The 18,979-nt window shown below is 55.4% G+C and carries 16 protein-coding genes and 1 pseudogene; 8 read left to right on the plus strand and 9 right to left on the minus strand.

Annotation, left to right across the window (positions count from 1 at the left end):
* The first annotated feature begins 17 nt into the window (after window positions 1–17).
* Genes ccoG through FFI95_RS08895 form a run of 5 tightly spaced genes read left to right on the plus strand, consistent with a single transcriptional unit; the run spans window position 18 to window position 5,434 of the window.
* Window positions 18–1,445, plus strand: a complete 1,428-nt coding sequence (gene ccoG, locus FFI95_RS08875) for a cytochrome c oxidase accessory protein CcoG (RefSeq protein ID WP_144822057.1) — start codon at window positions 18–20, stop codon at window positions 1,443–1,445.
* Window positions 1,446–1,493: 48 nt separating this feature from the next.
* Window positions 1,494–2,009: a FixH family protein gene (locus tag FFI95_RS08880; protein WP_144822058.1), complete on the plus strand. Its 516-nt coding sequence runs from the start codon at window positions 1,494–1,496 to the stop codon at window positions 2,007–2,009.
* Window positions 2,006–4,456 carry a heavy metal translocating P-type ATPase gene (locus tag FFI95_RS08885; RefSeq protein WP_144822059.1) on the plus strand — a complete coding sequence of 817 codons (2,451 nt, stop codon included), beginning with the start codon at window positions 2,006–2,008 and terminating at the stop codon, window positions 4,454–4,456. The genes FFI95_RS08880 and FFI95_RS08885 overlap by 4 nt, the downstream gene beginning before the upstream one ends.
* 37 nt (window positions 4,457–4,493) lie before the next feature.
* Window positions 4,494–4,748, plus strand: coding sequence for a cbb3-type cytochrome oxidase assembly protein CcoS (ccoS, locus tag FFI95_RS08890; protein ID WP_144822060.1), 255 nt, complete (start codon window positions 4,494–4,496; stop codon window positions 4,746–4,748).
* Window positions 4,745–5,434, plus strand: a complete 690-nt coding sequence (locus tag FFI95_RS08895; protein WP_144822061.1) for a sulfite exporter TauE/SafE family protein — start codon at window positions 4,745–4,747, stop codon at window positions 5,432–5,434. Before ccoS ends, FFI95_RS08895 begins: the two co-directional genes overlap by 4 nt.
* Window positions 5,435–5,459: 25 nt before the next feature.
* On the opposite strand, the gene ttcA is transcribed toward FFI95_RS08895, so the two are convergent.
* On the minus strand, window positions 5,460–6,377 hold the full coding sequence (gene ttcA / locus FFI95_RS08900; protein WP_144822062.1) for a tRNA 2-thiocytidine(32) synthetase TtcA: 918 nt from the start codon (window positions 6,375–6,377) through the stop codon (window positions 5,460–5,462).
* Between the two features lie 201 nt (window positions 6,378–6,578).
* Between ttcA and FFI95_RS08905 the strand changes: the two genes are divergently transcribed.
* Window positions 6,579–7,169, plus strand: a complete 591-nt coding sequence (locus FFI95_RS08905) for a DNA-J related domain-containing protein (RefSeq protein WP_246069462.1) — start codon at window positions 6,579–6,581, stop codon at window positions 7,167–7,169.
* Window positions 7,166–8,197 (plus strand): polysaccharide deacetylase family protein, encoded by a 1,032-nt coding sequence (locus FFI95_RS08910; RefSeq protein WP_144822063.1) that lies wholly within the window; start codon window positions 7,166–7,168, stop codon window positions 8,195–8,197. The genes FFI95_RS08905 and FFI95_RS08910 overlap by 4 nt, the downstream gene beginning before the upstream one ends.
* A gap of 5 nt (window positions 8,198–8,202) precedes the next feature.
* Here the strand turns inward: FFI95_RS08910 and FFI95_RS08915 are convergent, their stop codons facing one another.
* The 6 genes and pseudogenes from FFI95_RS08915 to FFI95_RS15590 form a co-directional block, all read right to left on the minus strand.
* Window positions 8,203–9,192, minus strand: coding sequence for a MalM family protein (locus FFI95_RS08915; protein WP_144822064.1), 990 nt, complete (start codon window positions 9,190–9,192; stop codon window positions 8,203–8,205).
* Window positions 9,193–9,226: 34 nt separating this feature from the next.
* The gene (locus FFI95_RS08920; RefSeq protein ID WP_144822065.1) at window positions 9,227–10,852 is read right to left on the minus strand and encodes an OmpP1/FadL family transporter; all 1,626 of its coding nucleotides are present in this window, start codon (window positions 10,850–10,852) and stop codon (window positions 9,227–9,229) included.
* 39 nt (window positions 10,853–10,891) lie between these two features.
* The gene (locus tag FFI95_RS08925; RefSeq protein ID WP_144822066.1) at window positions 10,892–11,902 is read right to left on the minus strand and encodes a transporter; all 1,011 of its coding nucleotides are present in this window, start codon (window positions 11,900–11,902) and stop codon (window positions 10,892–10,894) included.
* Between the two features lie 60 nt (window positions 11,903–11,962).
* On the minus strand, window positions 11,963–12,763 hold the full coding sequence (locus FFI95_RS08930; RefSeq protein WP_144822067.1) for a C39 family peptidase: 801 nt from the start codon (window positions 12,761–12,763) through the stop codon (window positions 11,963–11,965).
* Between the two features lie 130 nt (window positions 12,764–12,893).
* Window positions 12,894–14,357, minus strand: coding sequence for an SLC13 family permease (locus tag FFI95_RS08935; RefSeq protein WP_144822068.1), 1,464 nt, complete (start codon window positions 14,355–14,357; stop codon window positions 12,894–12,896).
* Window positions 14,358–14,434: 77 nt separating this feature from the next.
* Window positions 14,435–14,719: pseudogene (locus FFI95_RS15590) on the minus strand (methylated-DNA--[protein]-cysteine S-methyltransferase); the annotation flags it as partial.
* Window positions 14,720–15,058: 339 nt separating this feature from the next.
* Between FFI95_RS15590 and glpD the strand changes: the two are divergent.
* Complete coding sequence (glpD, locus tag FFI95_RS08945; protein WP_144822070.1) at window positions 15,059–16,564, plus strand: glycerol-3-phosphate dehydrogenase; 1,506 nt, start codon at window positions 15,059–15,061, stop codon at window positions 16,562–16,564.
* Here the strand turns inward: glpD and FFI95_RS08950 are convergent.
* Window positions 16,519–17,130, minus strand: coding sequence for a uracil-DNA glycosylase family protein (locus tag FFI95_RS08950; RefSeq protein WP_144822071.1), 612 nt, complete (start codon window positions 17,128–17,130; stop codon window positions 16,519–16,521). The two genes, glpD and FFI95_RS08950, sit on opposite strands and share 46 nt — an antisense overlap.
* The gene (edd, locus tag FFI95_RS08955; protein ID WP_144822072.1) at window positions 17,127–18,950 is read right to left on the minus strand and encodes a phosphogluconate dehydratase; all 1,824 of its coding nucleotides are present in this window, start codon (window positions 18,948–18,950) and stop codon (window positions 17,127–17,129) included. The genes FFI95_RS08950 and edd overlap by 4 nt, the downstream gene beginning before the upstream one ends.
* Window positions 18,951–18,979: the final 29 nt, after the last annotated feature.

Genomic DNA, 18,979 nt, shown 5'->3' on the forward strand with positions numbered 1-18,979 from the left:
TCCTTCTGGAGGTACCCATGAGTAAAGAAATCCCGGTTAAACAGGTAGACCCTTCGGAGCCTTCAGACGGCAAGCCAAAGACGGACACCATTGAGCTCTACGCAAGCCGGAAGAAAATCTATGCCAAGGAAGTAACCGGCCTGTTCCAGCGCATCCGTACGTTCAGCCTGTTATTCCTTCTGGGCATGTACTTTCTGTTCGTCTGGCTGACGCTGGATGGCGCCCCCCTGATTCACTTTGACCTGCCTGCCCGTGAGTTCCATCTCTACGGTGCAACTTTTTATCCCAAGGACTTCATTCTGTTATCGGGAATGCTGATCATTGCCGCTTTCGGCCTGTTTTTTATTACCACGCTGTTTGGTCGTGTCTGGTGTGGTTATACCTGCCCACAGACCGTGTGGACCTTCATTTTCATGTGGGTTGAAGAGCGGATCGAAGGCAACCGTAACAAACGCATGAAGCTCGACAAGGCCCCCAACTCTGCGCAAAAAGTATTTAAAAAGTCTGCCAAGCACACAATCTGGCTCATAATTTCTCTGCTCACCGGCCTTACATTCATCGGATACTTCTATCCGATCCGTGAACTGATTGTCGATATCTTCACGTTCCAGGCCAACGGCTGGGCCTATTTCTGGGTGGCATTTTTCACTGTCGCTACCTACCTGAACGCTGGCTGGATGCGAGAGCAGGTCTGCCTGTACATGTGCCCATACGCCCGCTTCCAGTCGGTAATGTTCGACCCGAACACCCGTATTGTTTCCTATGACCCCAGTCGCGGCGAGCCGCGCGGCGCCCGCAAAAAAAGTGTAAAGCCTGAAGAGGTCGGTCTGGGTGACTGCATTGACTGTGGCCAGTGCGTTCAGGTATGCCCTACCGGAATTGATATCCGCGATGGCCTGCAATACGAATGTATTGGCTGTGCTCTGTGCATTGATGCCTGTGATGAAATCATGGACAAAATGAACTACCCACGAGGGCTGATTCGTTACACGACTGAAAATGAGCTGGAGGGTAAAACCTCCAAGCTGCTGCGGCCCCGTACCTTTGGCTATGGCGCGGTCCTGGCCACCATGATCGGCGTGGTCGTATTTGTGATCGCTACGCGCGTCCCGGGCCAGATGGATGCTCTGAGGGATCGCGGCGCCTTGTTCAGCTTTAACGGCCAGGGCAACATTGAAAACTCTTATACCCTGAAAATCGCAAATATGACGGAAATCCCCCAGACCTTCAGTCTGTCTGTAGAAGGGCTTGACGGGATTCGTATACTGACAGACACACAGGTCACGATAGACAGTGGCGAAAACCGCTCACTGCCTACCGTGGTGGATGTTTCACCGGAAGCGATACCGCAATCGAACAATGAGATTATTTTCCACGCACAGTCTGAAACGGATGCCTCACTGAAGCTGGAAACCGAAAGCCGATTTGTAGGTCCAACGCAGTGATCCTTCGGGTCACCGTTGGTTATCTGTAAACAGACGAGTCTGAGTATTATGAGTCAAGATATAGCCATAGCGCCCTGGTACCGGCAACCCTGGTTCTGGTTTCTCACGATAGCGCCCCTGTCTGCCATCACATTCAGCATGTTCATGCTGGTGGTGGCTGCAAACATGAAAGATACAATGGTCACAGATGATTACTCCAAGGAAGGCCGGGGTATTAACCTTGAGATAGCCCGTGATCAGGCGGCTGCAGATATGAACCTTAACGCAGACATAACGTTTGAAAACCGCAGCATTCTGATGAATATCAGCACAGGCCAGGATCCGGCAACCTTTCCTTATCTGGTTCTGAACCTGTTTCATCCGACCCTGGCGCAGAAAGATCGCACCATTCAGCTCCGTAGCGATGGTAACGGACACTATACTGGCACTATGCATGAAGACATTGACGGGCGTTGGTATTACGAACTGCGTGGCCCTGATAACAGCTGGCGCCTCAAAGGTGAAGCCTGGTTACCCATTGAAGACAACCTGCACCTGAGCGCCAAAGGCTCCATAAAAGGGTGACCCCCCTGGATTGCTTCCACTGCGGCGAACCGGCGGATGGGGAGCCGCCGATCACGCTTGAGCTTGATGGCCACAAGCGTTTTTTCTGCTGCCAGGGCTGCAAGGCTGTATGTGAAACCATTCACAGCGAAGGCCTGACCGGATTTTATCAACTGCGCACGGAAAACGCCGTTACACCCAGGCAACTCACCGACTCTGAGCTGGACCGTCTCAGGGAGCTGGACCACCCTCTGGTACAACAGGCGTTTGTGTCTCCCGTTAAAGGCGGACAGGAGGCGCAAATACTGATTGGCGGTATCACCTGTGCGGCCTGCATCTGGCTGCTGGAAAACCATATGAAAAAACAGCCGGGCGTGCTGTCTTTTTCAGTGAACCATACAACCCAGCGCGCCCGGCTTACCTGGGCACAGGATAAAGCTGCGCTCAGTGATTTGCTGGTCGCTATTCATGAACTTGGCTACACTGCCCGCCCCTATCAGCCGGATGCCGTTGAAGATCAGCTGAAAGCGGAAAACCGCTCCATGCTGATTCGCCTGGCCGTTGCCGGTATCGGAACGTTTCAGAGTATGATGCTGGCATTCCCACTTTACTTTGAGGTGGGTCCTGACCTTTCCCCCTGGTTTATTACATTTTTCCGCTGGTTTGGCCTGCTCGTTGCCACCCCCGTGGTTTTCTACAGTGCCGCACCTTTTTTCCGGAACGCCCTGCGGGACATTCGAACCCGGCACCTGACCATGGATGTCCCGGTTGCCATCGCCATCGGGCTTGCCTACCTGGCCAGTACCTGGGTAACCGTTATGGGCGGCGAAGAAGTGTATTTTGAATCCGTCTCCATGTTTACTTTTTTCCTGTTACTCGGGCGCTACATTGAGGTGCAGGCCAGATACCGGGCGGGGCTGACCGGAAATGCTCTTGCCGGCTTTCATCCAACGGTCGCCACCCGGGTTAACGGAGAGGAAACGGAAGTGATTCCGGCCCATCAGGTGCAGCCGGGGGATGTCGTGCGCATCCGGCCAGGCGAAACTCTGCCCGTGGATGGCGTGATTCTTCAGGGCCAGTCTACCCTTAACGAGTCAGCCCTTACCGGGGAGTACCTGCCCGAAACCCGGTTGCCCGGAGACACGGTCCATGCCGGAAGTGTGAACGGTGAAAACCCGCTGGACGTTCAGGTGGAAAAATCCGGCGCCCAGACCCGTTTGTCCGGCATTTTGCGAATACTGGACCGCGTGCAATCAGAAAAACCGCCAGTCGCACGCATGGCGGATCGTATAGCCGGCAAGTTTGTTGGCCGAGTGCTTATCCTGGCCCCCGTCGTCTGGCTTGGCTGGTGGCTTGCGGGCGCTGATAACGCTTTTGACATTACCCTTTCAGTGCTTGTCGTGACCTGCCCTTGTGCCCTGTCACTGGCGACTCCCACGGCAATCACTTCGGCCACGGTTAAACTGCGCCGGCTGGGGTTTCTTCCCACCCGGGGCCATGCCCTTGAAACCATGAACACGATCGACACCGTGATTTTTGATAAAACCGGCACGCTCACCCGGGGGGAGCTGAGTCTGATCGAAACAACGGTGACTGGTACCCGGGATAAAAACACCTGTCTGCGGCTTGCAGCGGGACTGGAGCAACATTCTGAGCATCCTATTGCCCGGGTGTTCCATAACCGTCCAGCCGTGGCAATCAACGATGTCCAGAACCACCTTGGTGGCGGACTTTCCGGTGAACTTGATGGCCAGTCATTCTTTATCGGCCATCAGGATTTTGTGGCACAGCGTGTCAGTGCGCCTGCGCCGGAGTCGGAATCTCGTTCCGGGATGGAAATCTGGCTGGCTTCAGAGTCTGAGTGGCTGGCGAGCTTCAGACTTGATGATCAGCCCCGCGAGGATGCTGCACAAGCGGTTAAGACTCTGCAGGAGGCTGGGATACGCACGTTACTGCTCAGTGGCGACCGTTCGGGGCATGTGCGTGAAATTGCAGAGCTTCTTGGCATAGATGAAGCGATTGGCCAGGCCTCACCAGAACAAAAGCTGGAAGTTCTGAAAAAGCTTAAAGCCGAAGGGCATCAGGTGATGATGGTGGGAGATGGCCTTAACGACCTGCCCTCCATGGCTGGAGCCGGCATTTCCGTGGCCATGGGCACAGCGGCGGACCTGACCCAGCTCAAGGCGGATGCAGTACTGCTCAATGGTCAGCTCATGCAGCTGGCAGCCGCATTGGATACCAGCCGCCAGACACGAAAGGTCATCCGCCAGAATATGATCTGGGCACTTGGCTATAACCTCTGCGCCCTGCCACTGGCCGCAGCTGGCCTGGTCCCGCCCTGGGCTGCTGCCATAGGCATGTCACTCAGTTCATTGATTGTGGTAATGAACGCGCTGCGTCTGGGTACCCGTACTGGCGCGCAAAATCGCACCCGGAAGCCGGAGCTTGGCGCGCCGGTTACTCCCTGATACGGTAAGTATCTGGCTTTATTTATGAGGTTGTCCCGTGGAAATCGTAATGCTTCTGGTACCTTTGATGCTGGTTCTGGTCACGATCGGTATCTTCCTGTTTTCCTGGGCGGTAAGGAGTGGTCAGTATGACGATCTGGAAGGCCCGGCACATCGTATTCTTTATGATGATGACGAAGACATGATTCCGGCAGAAGCGCGCGTGGACAAACGGCAGCAAACAGATACCCCACCGGACGGAGATCCCGAAGGGAAAGATACAGGGTCTGGCGACAAAGCTGACCGTTCATGACTCCGGAACTGTACCTCAGCTACCCAAGTGCATTTCTTATCGGCCTGCTGGGCAGCACTCACTGCCTTGGCATGTGTGGTGGAATCAGCGCTTCTCTGTCCATGGCCCTGCCGGTAGGCAAGGGGTTCCGGGCACGTCAGACAGTATTATTACTGGCGTTCAACGGGGCCCGCATCGCCAGCTATGCACTGATCGCTACCCTGGTTGCATTATTAAGCACGTCTGCTGCCAGTCAGTGGGCCGGGCTGGGCATCGTCCTGCGCTCGATTGCCGGCGTACTTTTGATTTTCATGGGATTGTCCATGGGGCAGTGGTGGCAGGGCATTCGTTACGTGGAACGCATTGGCGCCCCTCTGTGGAAACGACTTTCGCCCCTTACCCGTCACCTGCTTCCCGTTAACCATCCCGCTAAAGCTCTTGCACTTGGGGCCCTCTGGGGCTGGCTACCCTGCGGGCTTGTTTACAGCACTCTGGGCTGGGCAGCGTTACAGCCCACAGTGGGATCCGCTGCGCTCACCATGATGTTTTTCGGGCTTGGCACCCTGCCCTCAATGCTTGCCACAGGGTATGCAGCCACCTGGATCAACAGCCTGAAGGGAAACCGGTCATTCCGGAAGGTGACCGGTGCCCTGCTGATCGCATTCGGGCTCTGGACAATACCGTTAATGGCTTTTTTCGGCCACTGACCCGGTACCGTCTCTGGCCGGATGCTTAAAGGTTCAGCACATCCAGCCGGCCAAAATCCTGCTCCGGCTCTGCGGGCATGGCCGTTTGTACAGCCTGCCGCTTTCCACCAAGACGCTTGCCCTCCCGGAAGTCATAAAGATTCGGGTCGGCAAGATGTGAAGGTTCAACGTTACACAAAGCCCTGAACATGGTTTCCAGCCTGCCGGGATGCTGTTTATCCCACTGCTGAAACATATCCTTGATAACCTGACGCTGCAGGTTTTCCTGGGACCCGCAGAGATTACACGGAATAATCGGAAACTCTCTGAGGATTGCATAACGGGCAATGTCTTTCTCGCGGCTATACGCCATCGGCCGGATAACGGTATTGCGACCATCATCACTGTGCAGAACCGGAGGCATGGTTTTGAGCTTGCCACCATAGAACATGTTCAGAAACAGGGTTTCCAGAAGATCATCGCGGTGGTGGCCCAGTGCAATTTTGGTCACACCCTGCTCTGCAGCAAAGTTGTATAGGATGCCACGGCGCAAACGCGAACACAGCCCGCAGGTTGTCTTACCCTCAGGTACCTTCTCTTTGACAATGCTGTACGTGTCTTTTTCGATGATATGATATTCAACCCCCATAGAAGCCAGGTAATCCGGCAAAACATCTTCGGGGAAACCCGGTTGTTTCTGGTCCAGGTTCACCGCGATCAGCTCAAACGGAACCGGAGCGCTTTTCTGCAGGTTAAGCAGGATGTCCAGCATGGCATAAGAATCCTTGCCCCCTGACAGACAGCACATAACCTTATCGCCAGCCTCGATCATGGAGAAGTCAGAAATCGCCTGGCCTGCATCCCTGCGCAGGCGTTTCTGCAACTTGTTCAGTTCCTGCTTCTGCCGACGCTCATGCTCTGAGCGGGATCCGGTTTCACGGTTGTCAATCTTTGCTTCTGGCATATCAAACTTTGTTCAGTGGGAGAATGGTGCAGGAATTATACGCGTCCCGGCCATTTCAGGACAGGGCAGCTGCCCTTCCCCCCGCGATGCCCGTGGACTACCATGAGTGCCATGAAATGGGCCATAACCAATCAAAAAGCAGCAGAACCGGCGCATTTAAAGACGCAGAGTACAATACTACTGGAACAACAGGTCGAGCATATGCTTGTTGCAGTGGAGCATGAACTGCGCCGCTCACCTGCAGGCGTTGACGAACTCGGTCTGATAAAGCGGTTGCAAAAACCACCCTGGAGACTGATCGGTGCTGTGCAGTTTCATGACCCCGTACAGCTCTACCCGGTGCACTTCCTGCTTTTCCATGTACTATACCGTCTGAGGGATATGCTGGCTGAGACGGGCGAAAGTGTCTGCATATCGCCCCTGAGCATCCGCATTGAACAGCCGGTTACGGGCACAACAAACGGTTTGCCGGGCACCCGGGACCATTTACGGGATTTTTATCTGGATTTGTCACAGTACGAACTGCCCGGCGATTCTGTTCAGCAGATGATGAATGATTTCTGGGCGGGTTACCGGCACACAGTTCCGGACGATACAGACACCCTCCATGCTGCCAGGGCCCTGGGATTCGATTCAGTTCCTGATACTTTTTCAACAGTAAAACAGGCCTTTCGCCGTAGGGTAATGCAGGCACATCCGGACCGGGGTGGCGACACGGAAAGCATTCAATTACTCAACGAAGCTTTTGCCACTCTGAAAACGCACTTCAGCAGGACAATGGAACGCATATGACACTACGCAACCTCTGGGTGGCAGGCACCCTTGTATCACTGCTTACGACAAGTTTCTTTGCTCATGCCGACCTTGTCGTACTTCAGTATCATCACATCAGTGATGCCACGCCACCTTCCACAAGCACGTCCGCCTCTCTGTTCGAGGCGCAACTGGATATGATCTCCGATCTGGATCTGGAAGTGGTGGACTTGCACACAGCAACGGTTGAAGTGTTTTCTGATAACCCGACCACCAAACAGCAGATTGCCATTACGTTTGATGATGCCTATGAGTCGGTTTACAGCAAAGGCGCAGATATCCTGCAGGAACGGGGCCTGCCCTATACGCTGTTTGTCGATACAGCAGCGATAGGCAACCATGGGTATATGAGCTGGCCACAGCTGCAAGAGCTGGCCCGGCGTGACGGGGTCAGTATAGCTAATCATGGTGAAGGTCACGGTCACATGGCCCGCCGGCCAGATGAAGCAGAAGCAGACTGGTTGAAGCGTATCACCCGCAGTCTGGACGCAGCACAGGCCGAGTTAGAAGAGAAGCTGGATACCCGCTTACCGTTGTTCGCTTATCCCTATGGCGAGTTCGACACCGCGCTTGAGGCAGAAGTCAGCCAGCGGGGCTGGTATGCTTTCGGACAACACTCCGGTGCTATCGGCCCCCTTTCGGGCCAGACACGCTTGCCCAGATTTCCCATGGCCAACACCTATGGGCAACTTAACAGCCTCCGGGATAAGCTCACCAGTAAAGCTTTTCCTGTGGATACCAGTGCACTGCCTGATGGCGTGATAGCAGAGAACCCGCCCACTCTCACATTGCCGAGAGTGGATGAAATTCAGCCATCCAGGCTGACCTGCTTTGCATCCACTATGGGGCAGATCGAGGTCCAGGTCTCCGATAACACCCTTTCGATTCAGGCACCCCGGCCATTCAACAGCCGCCGGTTCCGTTATAACTGTACTCACCCGGCGCCTGACGGTGGATTTTACTGGCTCTCCCAGCAATGGCTTGATCTGAGTAAGCCCGAAGACTGAAACGCCTAGTGTGCCTCAACCAGGGTCAGCCCCAGTTCTCCGGTGCGCACATGGGGTATCTTGCGGGGGCCCTGCCGGGTTTCGACAACGGTCTGATTGTCCAGGTCTGCCGCACGCGTGAAAAGCAGCATCCAGCGTTCTTCAGCAGAGCCAGTTACCGGAATCCGGGCTTCAAGGTAACCACGGCGGTGCCAGTTTTCCGGTTCAAAATCCAATACCAGATCTGTGACCAGACGCACAGGCCTCAGGTTACCGTCAAGAAAGGCCACAGAAGGTACAACAACCCCGTTATGGGCATAAGAGCGTAAACGGTAAAACCCTTCATTCCGGGAGCGGGCCTGGGGCAAGGCCACCAGCTGGTACGGACTGACACCTGACAGAAACCGGTGTTCTGGAGAGTCCCCAGCCAGGTGAACAGCAAACTCGCGTCCTTCCTGCCAGCGCGCATGATGACGGGTTTCAAGTGACTGGCAGCAGCTCCGGGAAAAACGCTTCAGGTAGTCGTCATCCGTGTCTTCGACACCGAGCACGGCCAGGGCATTAGGATCATGGCCCGCTACGGGCTTTGTCGTACCGGGGGCATCACTGATCCGGAACACACTGGCCTGAGATATTTCAGCCGGAGGCGTCTGCCGCCCTTTTTCTTCATCTGTCCGGGTATCCGGCTGGTAATAGGTTGAGCGCACCCGGCCTTCTGCATCACGCCAGGTGAAATAAGGCTTACCCTCACCGTCTCTGACGTAGCCTTTGCGCCGCAGCTCTTCAGCATCCGGATAATTCTCAGAGGTCAGCTCATCATCTGACGGCGCAGAGGTGGCAGACTCCGACTTGGTGGCTGGTTTTGCTATAGGTGAATAGCGGACACGCCCCTGCTCATCTACCCAGGAAAAGTAGCCTTCTTTTTCTTCGACGGTTGCTCCCCCTATCTGGCACCCGGACAGCAAGGCTCCAAGAGCAAGACAACCAACAGCGATGAGTAGTCTGGGAGTGGCCACTGAAATACCCTTTTAAATACGACATAGCGCCTGGTCAGAATTTTTTCCGAAAGCTCAGCCCTGCCATAATAACCCGCAGGGAGGTTTTTACATCCAGCGCCGCATAAGGATTGTAGATGATGTTGGTGATGTTATCGCAGTTCACATTACAGCTGGTATCCGCCGGAATAGACTCCACGGAATGCAGATAACTGAGATTCAGATCAATTTCCGTATTCTTGTCCCACTTGTACCCCATCCCCACACTGTACAGGTTGGCGCCACCGAAAGGCGCCATGATTGACCGCTGATCGTCAGGTATAACTGAGTCGCGAATTTCCACACCGGCCCTCAGATCAAGCCGTGAGGACGCGTGAAACTCCGCCCCGAATGCCCAGTTCCACTGGCTTTTAAAACCCAGCGGGAGCCTCAGGGTGCTGGGCGTTGCATTATCCGGGGAAAGAATACGGGCTGCATTAAGAAACTCCAGGTTCCGGTCAAAGCGGAATAAAAAAGCATCCCACTGGGCGTAATCGGTCCAGCCGATATCCGCATTCAGAGTCAGCTTCGGGTGAACATTCACGCTTATGCCCGTCTGAAAGTGCTGCGGGTAAACCAGATCCATACTGACGTTGCCAGCCTCCCGGGGAGCGCCCGATGGCAAACTGAGAATAGCTGAGGTAATCGCACCCAGAACAGAACCATTGACACTCTGCCAGAACCCGGACCAGTCATCGGTATACTCAATCTCGAAGGTGCCCTTCATGTTCATTTCGGCTTCGGAGGTATAACTGGCGCCCCAGGAAAACCAGTCCACTGGCTCCCACATTACCCCGAGCGTATACGTCGGTGACAGGGTTTCCTGTACATTGAGGCTCATGGCTCCGATATCATCCCAGGGCCCTACGTTGCCCCCGCACAATGCCAGCCATGGCTGCAATGGTTCGTCGCCATCCTCGCAGTTGAAAGCATCCTGGAGAACTTCCGCAACCCCCATCAACATGTTGGGCGCGCGCATATACTGATCGGCTGCTATGCCCATATGGGACAAGTGAATGCCGGCACCCACGGACCATTGGTCATTAATTTCGTAGCCAACTGTCGGAGCCAGATAGGTAGTGCGCTGCAGGGCCGTGGCCTGTGGCTGATACCGGCCCGGATCGTCTTTTTCGCGGTAAAAGCCCGCAGCCAGGGGCATATAAAAGGCGTTACCGAAGGTGAGTTTTGAGCCCGGCGGGTTGATACTGATCCCGCCCGATGGAGCCAGTGCCGGCCCGGGTGGCAACTTCAGTATCCCGTACCCGGGAACAAACAGGGCCACATTGTTGGTATGACTATGAGTGTTGGCAACAGGGTCTTTCTGCTTGCCTGTTTCCGGGTCTGTCTCAAGACCATCGATCCCGAATATCTCGTAGCCCTCGGGTGCATTAAAGTCAGCATCAATATCCATATAGATGCTCATCAGATTCACTTCCAGCTGACGACCTTCCAGTTTTGTCAGCCCGGCCGGGTTGTAGTGAATCGCCATAATCCCCGGAGGATCGGCTGTGACGGCATTTCCAAGGGCCAGTGCTTTCGGATGAATTGTCAGGTTTTGCGCAAGTTGCGCGTGCGCACCATACGAGAGTGTCATGGCCGCCATGGCAGTGAGCAACCGGCGCTTATGGTTATTATATCCCATGCAGTGTTTCCCTTCCCGTTACGTCGTCAGCTGCACCATTTATTCTTTCAGGCCAGAGAATTTGATGGGTAGAGACACACCGAGAGAGAAGTCCGGGGCATCCTCTGTAAGACCTATCCCCACACTGGTGTTTACAATCGTGGTATCGCTGACCCGGGTGCCCAGGGACATACTCAGGAACCCGCTCATCTGATCCTGGGCCATAGCCTGATCACCGTTGGAAAACGTCAGGATGGTTTCATCGCTGTAACTCACTTGTGCGGAAATACTCAGAGAAATATCGTAGGACAGGGAGTAGGCAAAACCAGCAGAGCCGGAGAGCCCAAAGCCTGGCTCTACTTCTTCCAGCAACCGGGCACCGCGAACCTGCTGAAGGTCGTCGACTGGCATGTTGTAAGTGGCACTGACAGAGCCAAAAATAACAACCGGGTCCAGCACCTTCGACAGGCTTGCCCCACCACCCAGTGAGTAATAACCACTGCCGGTTGAAAGCTGCTCATTGATATCTATTTCGTAAGGGCTGACCCCGGTTTTGCTCGAAAAAGTACCAAACAACGTGGTTGACATCTTCCCGGGCACATAGGCAAAAGGCTGCCAGCGACCGGTCAGGGAAATGTCACCAAAGTCATAAACATTCAGCTCATCTTCCGTGTCGTACTTCACCACCAGAGGGACCCGGGCCCCCACGGTCAGGTTATCAAGTAATCCGAAATCGTAAGAGAACGCATTAGTGAAGTTGTGCGTAGCCGAGGGCACGACATCGAGATTACGCACCGAACCATTTGTGATAGCAAGATCCAGCCTCTGGTCGGCGGTGTAAGCATAATCAAACGAGTAATTAAGGGAGTGTGTGCCTTTCTTCTGAAGTGAATAGTTCTTTTCCGCGGCCTGAAACACTTCCTCAAGCTGGCGTGAAGAATCTTCATCTCCCTCCTGCTTTGCGAGCGCATCCCTCGCCTGATCTACATTCTCTTCCTGCGCCATGGTCGTGCCCGGAAGCAGACTGGCTGCGGAAACAAGAATAAGACCTCGCATAAACCAACGATTCATCCTGACTCCCTTATTTTTATTAGTCATAATCCTGAGTCGCGGGGTTACACCCCGCCAGTGTTAGTTGCGACGGTAATGCAATTGTTTGCGGGTATTTTCAACACTGCCGTCCGGGTTGTTTTTCTGGCGCTCCAGAGCGTTTTGCAGGCGCCGCTGGGTGGATTCGTGAAAATCCGGAATGCGCTCCAGCGCCAGCAAGGTCATGGTCTGATCATCAACCACGCGCAGGTCCTCGTCTTTCAGTTCCAGGTGATTCAGTGGTGTGTCATTGCCCGGAAACACGATGAAAAGGACGTTTTCTTTCCACTTCTCTTCAAACTGGGCAAGGGTAAACGTGAGATTGCCCACTGCGGGGTCGGCCAGATATGCACGGCCGTTACGAATGGCCCGGAGCACAACAAAGTGCTTGAAGCCTGCGTGCTCAATCGGAACGATGGCCGGGTGGTCGAGTTCCAGAAGATCATCGATGGTGGCGCGGAAACCACCGGAGGGGTACCCCAGAGCCGTCACCAGGCGTTTCATATCAAGCATGGAAAAGGCCCGGCGCTCTACAATGCGTTCACTCTCACCGTAGTGCAGCAAACCTTCCATCACCTGACGCTCTGTAAGGGAACGGCCAAGGTAAAAATTCAGAACCGTCGTCAGCGACGCACTGCCGCAACTGTAATCGTAGGCCTGGCGAACGATATTGCGGTACTTCTGTTCAACCAGCGGTTCGATCCGATGCTGCGAGCGAAGCTCCACAGGGCTGGAATCGACCTTGTGCTCGATGACAACAGTTCCCTTTTGATAGGGTTCCACCATGGTCGCTTCCTGCACCATGGCGAATGTAAGAATGGACCCAGCGAGCACCAGCAGCATGGCAGATGAATTCCTTGCTTATTGTTTGCCGTGACATTTTCGGAATTACATATTGTTACCGTAAGATACCGAATTTGCTGATGCCTTAAAGATAACTGTGCCTCAAATCTGACGCTGCAACTCCCTGCGCTCAGAGGGTGAAAACAACATCGATCAACAAGTAACCCAACAGCGTAACAACCACAATGCCGATGAGATTCAGCGCGAACCCGGCACGGATCATGTCGCCAATTTTCATGTGACCGCTGGAAAAGACAATCGCATTGGGAGGGGTCGCAACGGGCATCATAAATGCGCAGCTGGCAGCCACAGCAGCCGGAACGGCCAGAAACAGTGGCGAGGCACCCTGGGAAATTGCCAGGGCACCCAGCAGCGGCAAAAACGCAGCCGCCGTTGCGGTATTGCTGGTAACCTCTGTGAGGAAAATAATCACAGCAGCAACCAGCATTATCATTACCACCACCGGCATGGTGCTGGCCGCACCCATGGTGGTAGCAATCCAGTCTGCCAGACCGGAGCTACTGATGACGCCAGCCATGGCGAGCCCGCCACCAAACAGCAGAAGCACGCCCCACGGGATATCCCTGGTGGTGTTCCAATCCAGAACAAACGTCTGCGTGCGTGCATTGACAGGAATAATGAACATGGCAATCGCGGCGGCAATGGCAATACCGGTATCAGTCAGCCAGGGCATAAGATTCGCAGAAATCAGCGGCCTGAAAATCCAGGCTGCGGCGGTAAATACAAAGACAAGAGCAACCAGTTTTTCTCCCCGGCTCATCCGCCCCAGGGCTGCAAGCTCATCACGGATGGCCTCGCCGGCTCCTTCCTGCTCAACCGACTCAAACCCGCCCCGTGTCAGCCACCACCAGATCATGATCAGCATGACCGTTGAAATCGGAACACCAAACAGCATCCATTGGGCAAACCCGATTGAAACCCCCTGCGTCTCGTTAAGGTAGGCGGCCAGCAGGGCGTTGGGGGGCGTACCTATCAATGTAGCAATGCCACCCACACTGGCTGAATAGGCAATGGCCAGCAAAAGTGCCGTAGCGTAACGCCGGTTTTGTCCAGGTTGCCCCTTACCGGCCATACTGATGACTGATAACCCAATAGGCAGCATCATGATAGCCGTTGCCGTGTTGCTGACCCACATGCTTAAAAAGGCAGTGGCAAGCATAAACCCGGCAATCTGCTTTTTCGGCTCGTTGCCCACTGCACGCAACGTCAGCAGGGCTATGCGGCGGTGAAGACTCCAGCGCTGCATAGCCAGACCAAGGGTAAAGCCACCCAGAAAAAGAAAAATAATCGGATGTGCGTAAGGAGTTGTTGCCTCGGAAATGCTGCCCAGTCCCAACGCAGGTACCAGAACGATAGGCAGCAGCGCTGTGGCCGGAATCGGAATCGCCTCGGTTGACCACCAGGTGGCCATGAGCAGCATCATCCCGGCCGCCAGCCAGGCCTCTTTCGCCATTGTTTCCGGTGCCGGAAGAAGCACCGTCATCAACAACAACCCTGCTCCCAGAAACAAACCCAGCAAACGGGTTCTGGAGTACCCGCCAGTTGTCCCTGTCACTTGCTCCTGTTCACTCATGCTCAGACCTCGCCCAACCTTTGTTTCCCAAGGATAAAATGGGCCGCATCATAACGTCAGGGAAGGTCAGCGTCACTCTATTTTGACCGGGACAGTCCCTGTTCCCGCTCAAGCAGAGCCTGCTTGCGTTTTATACCCCACCGGTACCCGGAGAGAGCACCATCGCTGCGCAGTACCCGGTGGCAGGGAACAACCACTGCCAGAGCGTTGGCAGCACAGGCGCCCGCCACGGCGCGGGAAGCCTGAGGCTGCCCTATTCGCCGGGCGATATCTGCATAACTGGCTGAGCTCCCTGATGGAATCTCTTGTAACGCCCGCCAGACTCTGCACTGAAAGTCTGTGCCTCTGAGGTCCAGTTCTATTGCCAGAGGCTTGCGACTGTCTTCCAGGTAATCCATCACCGCGTTAAACCAGGGTGCGTCCGGGTCTTTTGCCTGTTTGAGCGTTGCGTTCGGGTAACGGCGAGCCAGTTCTGCAATCAGTTCATCCTTTGACTCGCCCGGCAGAACAGCACACACGCCTGCAGACGTATGGGCGACCAGAAGGGTGCCGAGATAACAGTGACCTGTCTGCCAGCTAAGCGTTTCGGTCTGGGTATCTATGGTTGTCATGATAGGCCTCTCCACCCGCATATTTGCTAACAACAGTACCAGAGTATCAGGCACAATGGCGGTTTAAGTACATACGGGTGGAGGCTTCCTGTGCAACAGCATTCGTTCGACATTGTGGTGATTGGTGGTGGCGTTAATGGCACTGGCATTGCCATGGATGCCGCTGGCCGGGGCCTGAATGTCCTGCTTTGTGAAATGAATGACCTGGCCTCGGCAACATCATCCAACAGCAGCAAGCTGATCCACGGCGGCCTGCGTTACCTGGAACACTATGAATTCCGGCTGGTTCGCGAAGCTCTGGCTGAGCGGGAAGCCCTGTTGCGCAGTTCACCCCATATCATGTGGCCCATGCGCTTTCACCTTCCTCATCAGCCCCATCTACGTCCGGGCTGGATGATCCGCACAGGACTTTTCCTGTACGATCACCTGGCCAAACGGGAAATGCTGCCCGGCTCAAAGTCCATCACATTTGGCAGTGACAGCCCTTTAAAGCCGGAAATCACCCGGGGCTTTGAGTACTCGGATGGCTGGGTAGACGATGCTCGCCTGGTTGTACTCATGGCCCGCAAAGCACAACAGATGGGTGCAATCGTCCGGCCCAGAACCCTTTGTACAGAAGCGTTACGCGAAGACGAGCACTGGACAATCACACTGCAGGACAAAGTGACGGGCGATGAATACAACGTTACGGCCAAAGCTCTGGTCAACGCCGCCGGCCCCTGGGCCAGTTCGCTCTTTGCAGAAACAATCGCTGCCCCCGCCCCCAAACAGATTCGCCTGGTCAAAGGCAGCCACCTGGTTGTTCCACGCCTGAACAGCGGCGATGAAGCCTACATTCTGCAGAATGAAGATGACCGCATTGTTTTTGTCATCCCTTATGAAGAGCACTTTTCTCTGATTGGAACCACCGATGTGGAGTACGAAGGCGACCCATCCCTTGCCAAAATTTCACCGGCAGAAACCGACTACTTACTGAAAATTGTTAACACGTATTTCCGGCACCAGACCACAGCCGGCGACGTTGTCTGGTCCTACTCCGGAGTACGGCCACTCATTGACGATGAAGAGAACGCCCAGAAAGCGTCCCGGGACTATTCTTACGAACTGGATACCAACCAGGGCCAGGCGCCACTGATGTCCATATTTGGTGGCAAGATAACCACCTACCGGAAGCTTGCAGAAATCGCTACGGATAAACTCTGTGACTTTTTCCCGGCCGCCGGTGAGCCCTGGACACACGATGCTGTGCTGCCCGGGGGGAACTTTAACAGCAAGGCCTCGCTACAGGCTGAACTGGAAAGCGAATTCCCCTGGCTGCCCGAAGCACTGGCACGGCGCTATGTGCGGACCTATGGCACGACCGCCCGCGACTTATTGGCGGGCGCCTCCTCTCTTGGAGATATGGGAATTCTTTTTACCGGCACCCTTTACCAGAAAGAGGTGGACTACCTTGTGGCACGGGAATGGGCATGGACCGCCGACGATATTCTCTGGCGCCGCACCAAGCAAGGCCTTTATGCATCCGGAACACAAAGCCGCGCTCTGGAGGACTATCTCGCATCTGCCTTCGCCAACAACCCGGACACCCGCTCCTGAAGGTGCGGAATGACGTCTTCCTCAAACCAGGGATTGCGGCGCAACCAGAGGTTGTTGCGCGGGCTCGGGTGTGGCATGGGCAATAGCTCCGGCCAGTATTGGTGCCAGTTTCTGACATTGTCTGTCACGGATTTACGGGCGCCCGGCAAGTGCCAGGCATGAGCATACTGACCAATCACCAGAGTCAGGCCGACATTTTCCAACCGCTCCAGCAGTACCTCACGCCAGGCAGGAGCACACTCGGGCCTGGGGGGTAAGTCACCGGACTTGCCCGTCCCCGGGTAACAGAAGCCCATTGGGAGTATGGCCAGCTTACGCTCATCGTAAAACGTCTCCCGTGTTATGCCCATCCACTGCCGGAGACGGTCACCACTGGGATCGTTGAATGGCAGCCCGGTATCATGCACCCGCCTGCCCGGGGCCTGTCCCACCACGAGAATGCGGGACTCGGGCGACAGCTGCACCACCGGGCGCGGCCCACGGGGCAAAACATCCGCACAGATGGTACAGGCGCGCACCTGCCGGACCAGCTCATCAAACGGTAATGTTCTGTAGGTGTCTTTCACTGCTCCGACGCCAGACGAAACAGACTGGCCCCCTCTTCCGGTGTGCTGACACCCTGCCGCATCCAGGCAAACAATTCTCTGCCGTAACCCTGGTGATAGCCGGATAAGTCCGGCCGGGCCGGCTCCCGCTGTGCAAACTCGGCCTCGTCCACGACCACCGATAAAACGCCCTGCTCTGCGTCCAGACAGATCAGGTCGCCCTCCCTGACCCGCGCCAGCGGACCGTTATCAAACGCTTCCGGATAGACATGGATTGCGGCCGGAACCTTGCCGGATGCACCTGACATACGGCCATCGGTTACCAGGCCGACCCTGAAACCCCTGTCTTGCAACACCCCGAGATAAGGCGTCAGTTTGTGTAATTCCGGCATTCCGTTGGATTTTGGCCCCTGAAAACGGACGATCACCACACAGTCCTTGTCCAGCTCGCCTGCCTCAAACGCCGTTTTCAGTTCATTCTGGTCATTAAAGAGCACGGCTGGCGCCTCAACTCTATGGTGCGCCGGCGATACGGCCGATACCTTGATGACACCCCTGCCAAGGTTACCTTCCAGCACCTTGAGGCCACCGTCGGGTGCAAAGGGGTCAGAGGCGGAGCTTAAAACATCGGGCCGCAGACTTTCATCCGGAGCCGGCTTCCAGTCCAGCCTTCCGGCTTCCAGTACAGGCGCCTGCGTGTAACGTTCAAGACCGTGCCCGACAACTGTTTCCACATCATTGTGCAAAAAACCACCGGCCAGCAGCTCACGAATCAGAAAGGCTGTACCGCCGGCCTCGTGAAAGGCATTCACATCGGCTTCGCCATTGGGGTAAATGCGAGTCATGGAAGGCACCACAGAAGACAGCTGTGCATAATCATTCCAGTCAATGATGATGCCGGCCGCCCGGGCAATGGCGACCCAGTGCAGCGTATGATTGGTGGAGCCGCCGGTCGCCAGCAATGCCACCAGCGCATTCACAATGCTCTTTTCATTCACCATATCGCCCAGACCAAGCGCCCCGCCCTGAGGCTTCGACAAGCGGATAACCTGCTCGGTGGATGCCCGGGTTAACTGATCTCGCAGCGGAGTATTGGGATTAACAAACGCCGAGCCCGGCAGCTGCAGCCCCATGACTTCAACCAGCATCTGATTGCTGTTGGCTGTACCGTAAAACGTGCAGGTACCCGGGCTGTGATAGGACTGGCTCTCCGCCTCCAGCAGCTCATCTCTGCCAATCCTGCCTTCTGCATAGAGTTGCCGGATGCGCTGTTTTTCCTTATTCGGCAGACCGGAGGGCATAGGACCTGCCGGCACCAGTACGGCCGGCAGATAGCCAAAGCTGAGGGCGCCGATCAGAAGCCCGGGCACAATCTTGTCACATATGCCCAGCAGCAGCATGGCATCAAACATATTGTGGCTCAGGGCCACGGCCGTGCTCATGGCAATGGTATCTCTTGAGAACAGGCTGAGTTCCATGCCGGGCTGGCCCTGGGTTACGCCGTCACACATGGCAGGCGTGCCCCCGGCGAACTGGGCCACAGACCCCATACCATGAGCTGCGCCACGGATTATCTCCGGAAAAGCGCCATACGGCTGATGAGCTGAGAGCATATCATTATAGGCAGATACCATAGCCACATTGGCCGAGTTCATCAGCTTCAGGGTGTCCTTGTCATCCTGGCCGCAGGCGGCAAAGCCATGGGCAAGATTACCGCAGGACAAAACGCCCCGTTGTGGTGAACAGTCCTTCAGCCGGCCCATGCGTAAGAGATAGTCCTCCCGGGAAGCACGACTGCGCTCTTCGATTCGTTGGGTCACTGCCTCTACAACTGCATGCATACCTGGCTCCGTTGTGTGTTATCCATTGC

The sequence above is a fragment of the Marinobacter piscis genome (assembly GCF_007671655.1).
GTDB lineage: Bacteria > Pseudomonadota > Gammaproteobacteria > Pseudomonadales > Oleiphilaceae > Marinobacter > Marinobacter piscensis.

Bases quoted from the DNA above. Each gene is read 5' to 3' on its own strand.
- ccoG (WP_144822057.1), top strand. From the start codon at position 18: ATGAGTAAAGAAATCCCGGTTAAACAGGTAGACCCTTCGGAGCCTTCA.
- FFI95_RS08880 (WP_144822058.1), top strand. From the start codon at position 1,494: ATGAGTCAAGATATAGCCATAGCGCCCTGGTACCGGCAACCCTGGTTC.
- FFI95_RS08895 (WP_144822061.1), top strand. From the start codon at position 4,745: ATGACTCCGGAACTGTACCTCAGCTACCCAAGTGCATTTCTTATCGGC.
- ttcA (WP_144822062.1), bottom strand. From the start codon at position 6,377: ATGCCAGAAGCAAAGATTGACAACCGTGAAACCGGATCCCGCTCAGAG.
- FFI95_RS08905 (WP_246069462.1), top strand. From the start codon at position 6,579: ATGCTTGTTGCAGTGGAGCATGAACTGCGCCGCTCACCTGCAGGCGTT.
- FFI95_RS08910 (WP_144822063.1), top strand. From the start codon at position 7,166: ATGACACTACGCAACCTCTGGGTGGCAGGCACCCTTGTATCACTGCTT.
- FFI95_RS08920 (WP_144822065.1), bottom strand. From the start codon at position 10,852: ATGGGATATAATAACCATAAGCGCCGGTTGCTCACTGCCATGGCGGCC.
- FFI95_RS08925 (WP_144822066.1), bottom strand. From the start codon at position 11,902: ATGAATCGTTGGTTTATGCGAGGTCTTATTCTTGTTTCCGCAGCCAGT.
- FFI95_RS08930 (WP_144822067.1), bottom strand. From the start codon at position 12,763: ATGCTGCTGGTGCTCGCTGGGTCCATTCTTACATTCGCCATGGTGCAG.
- FFI95_RS08935 (WP_144822068.1), bottom strand. From the start codon at position 14,357: ATGAGTGAACAGGAGCAAGTGACAGGGACAACTGGCGGGTACTCCAGA.
- edd (WP_144822072.1), bottom strand. From the start codon at position 18,950: ATGCATGCAGTTGTAGAGGCAGTGACCCAACGAATCGAAGAGCGCAGT.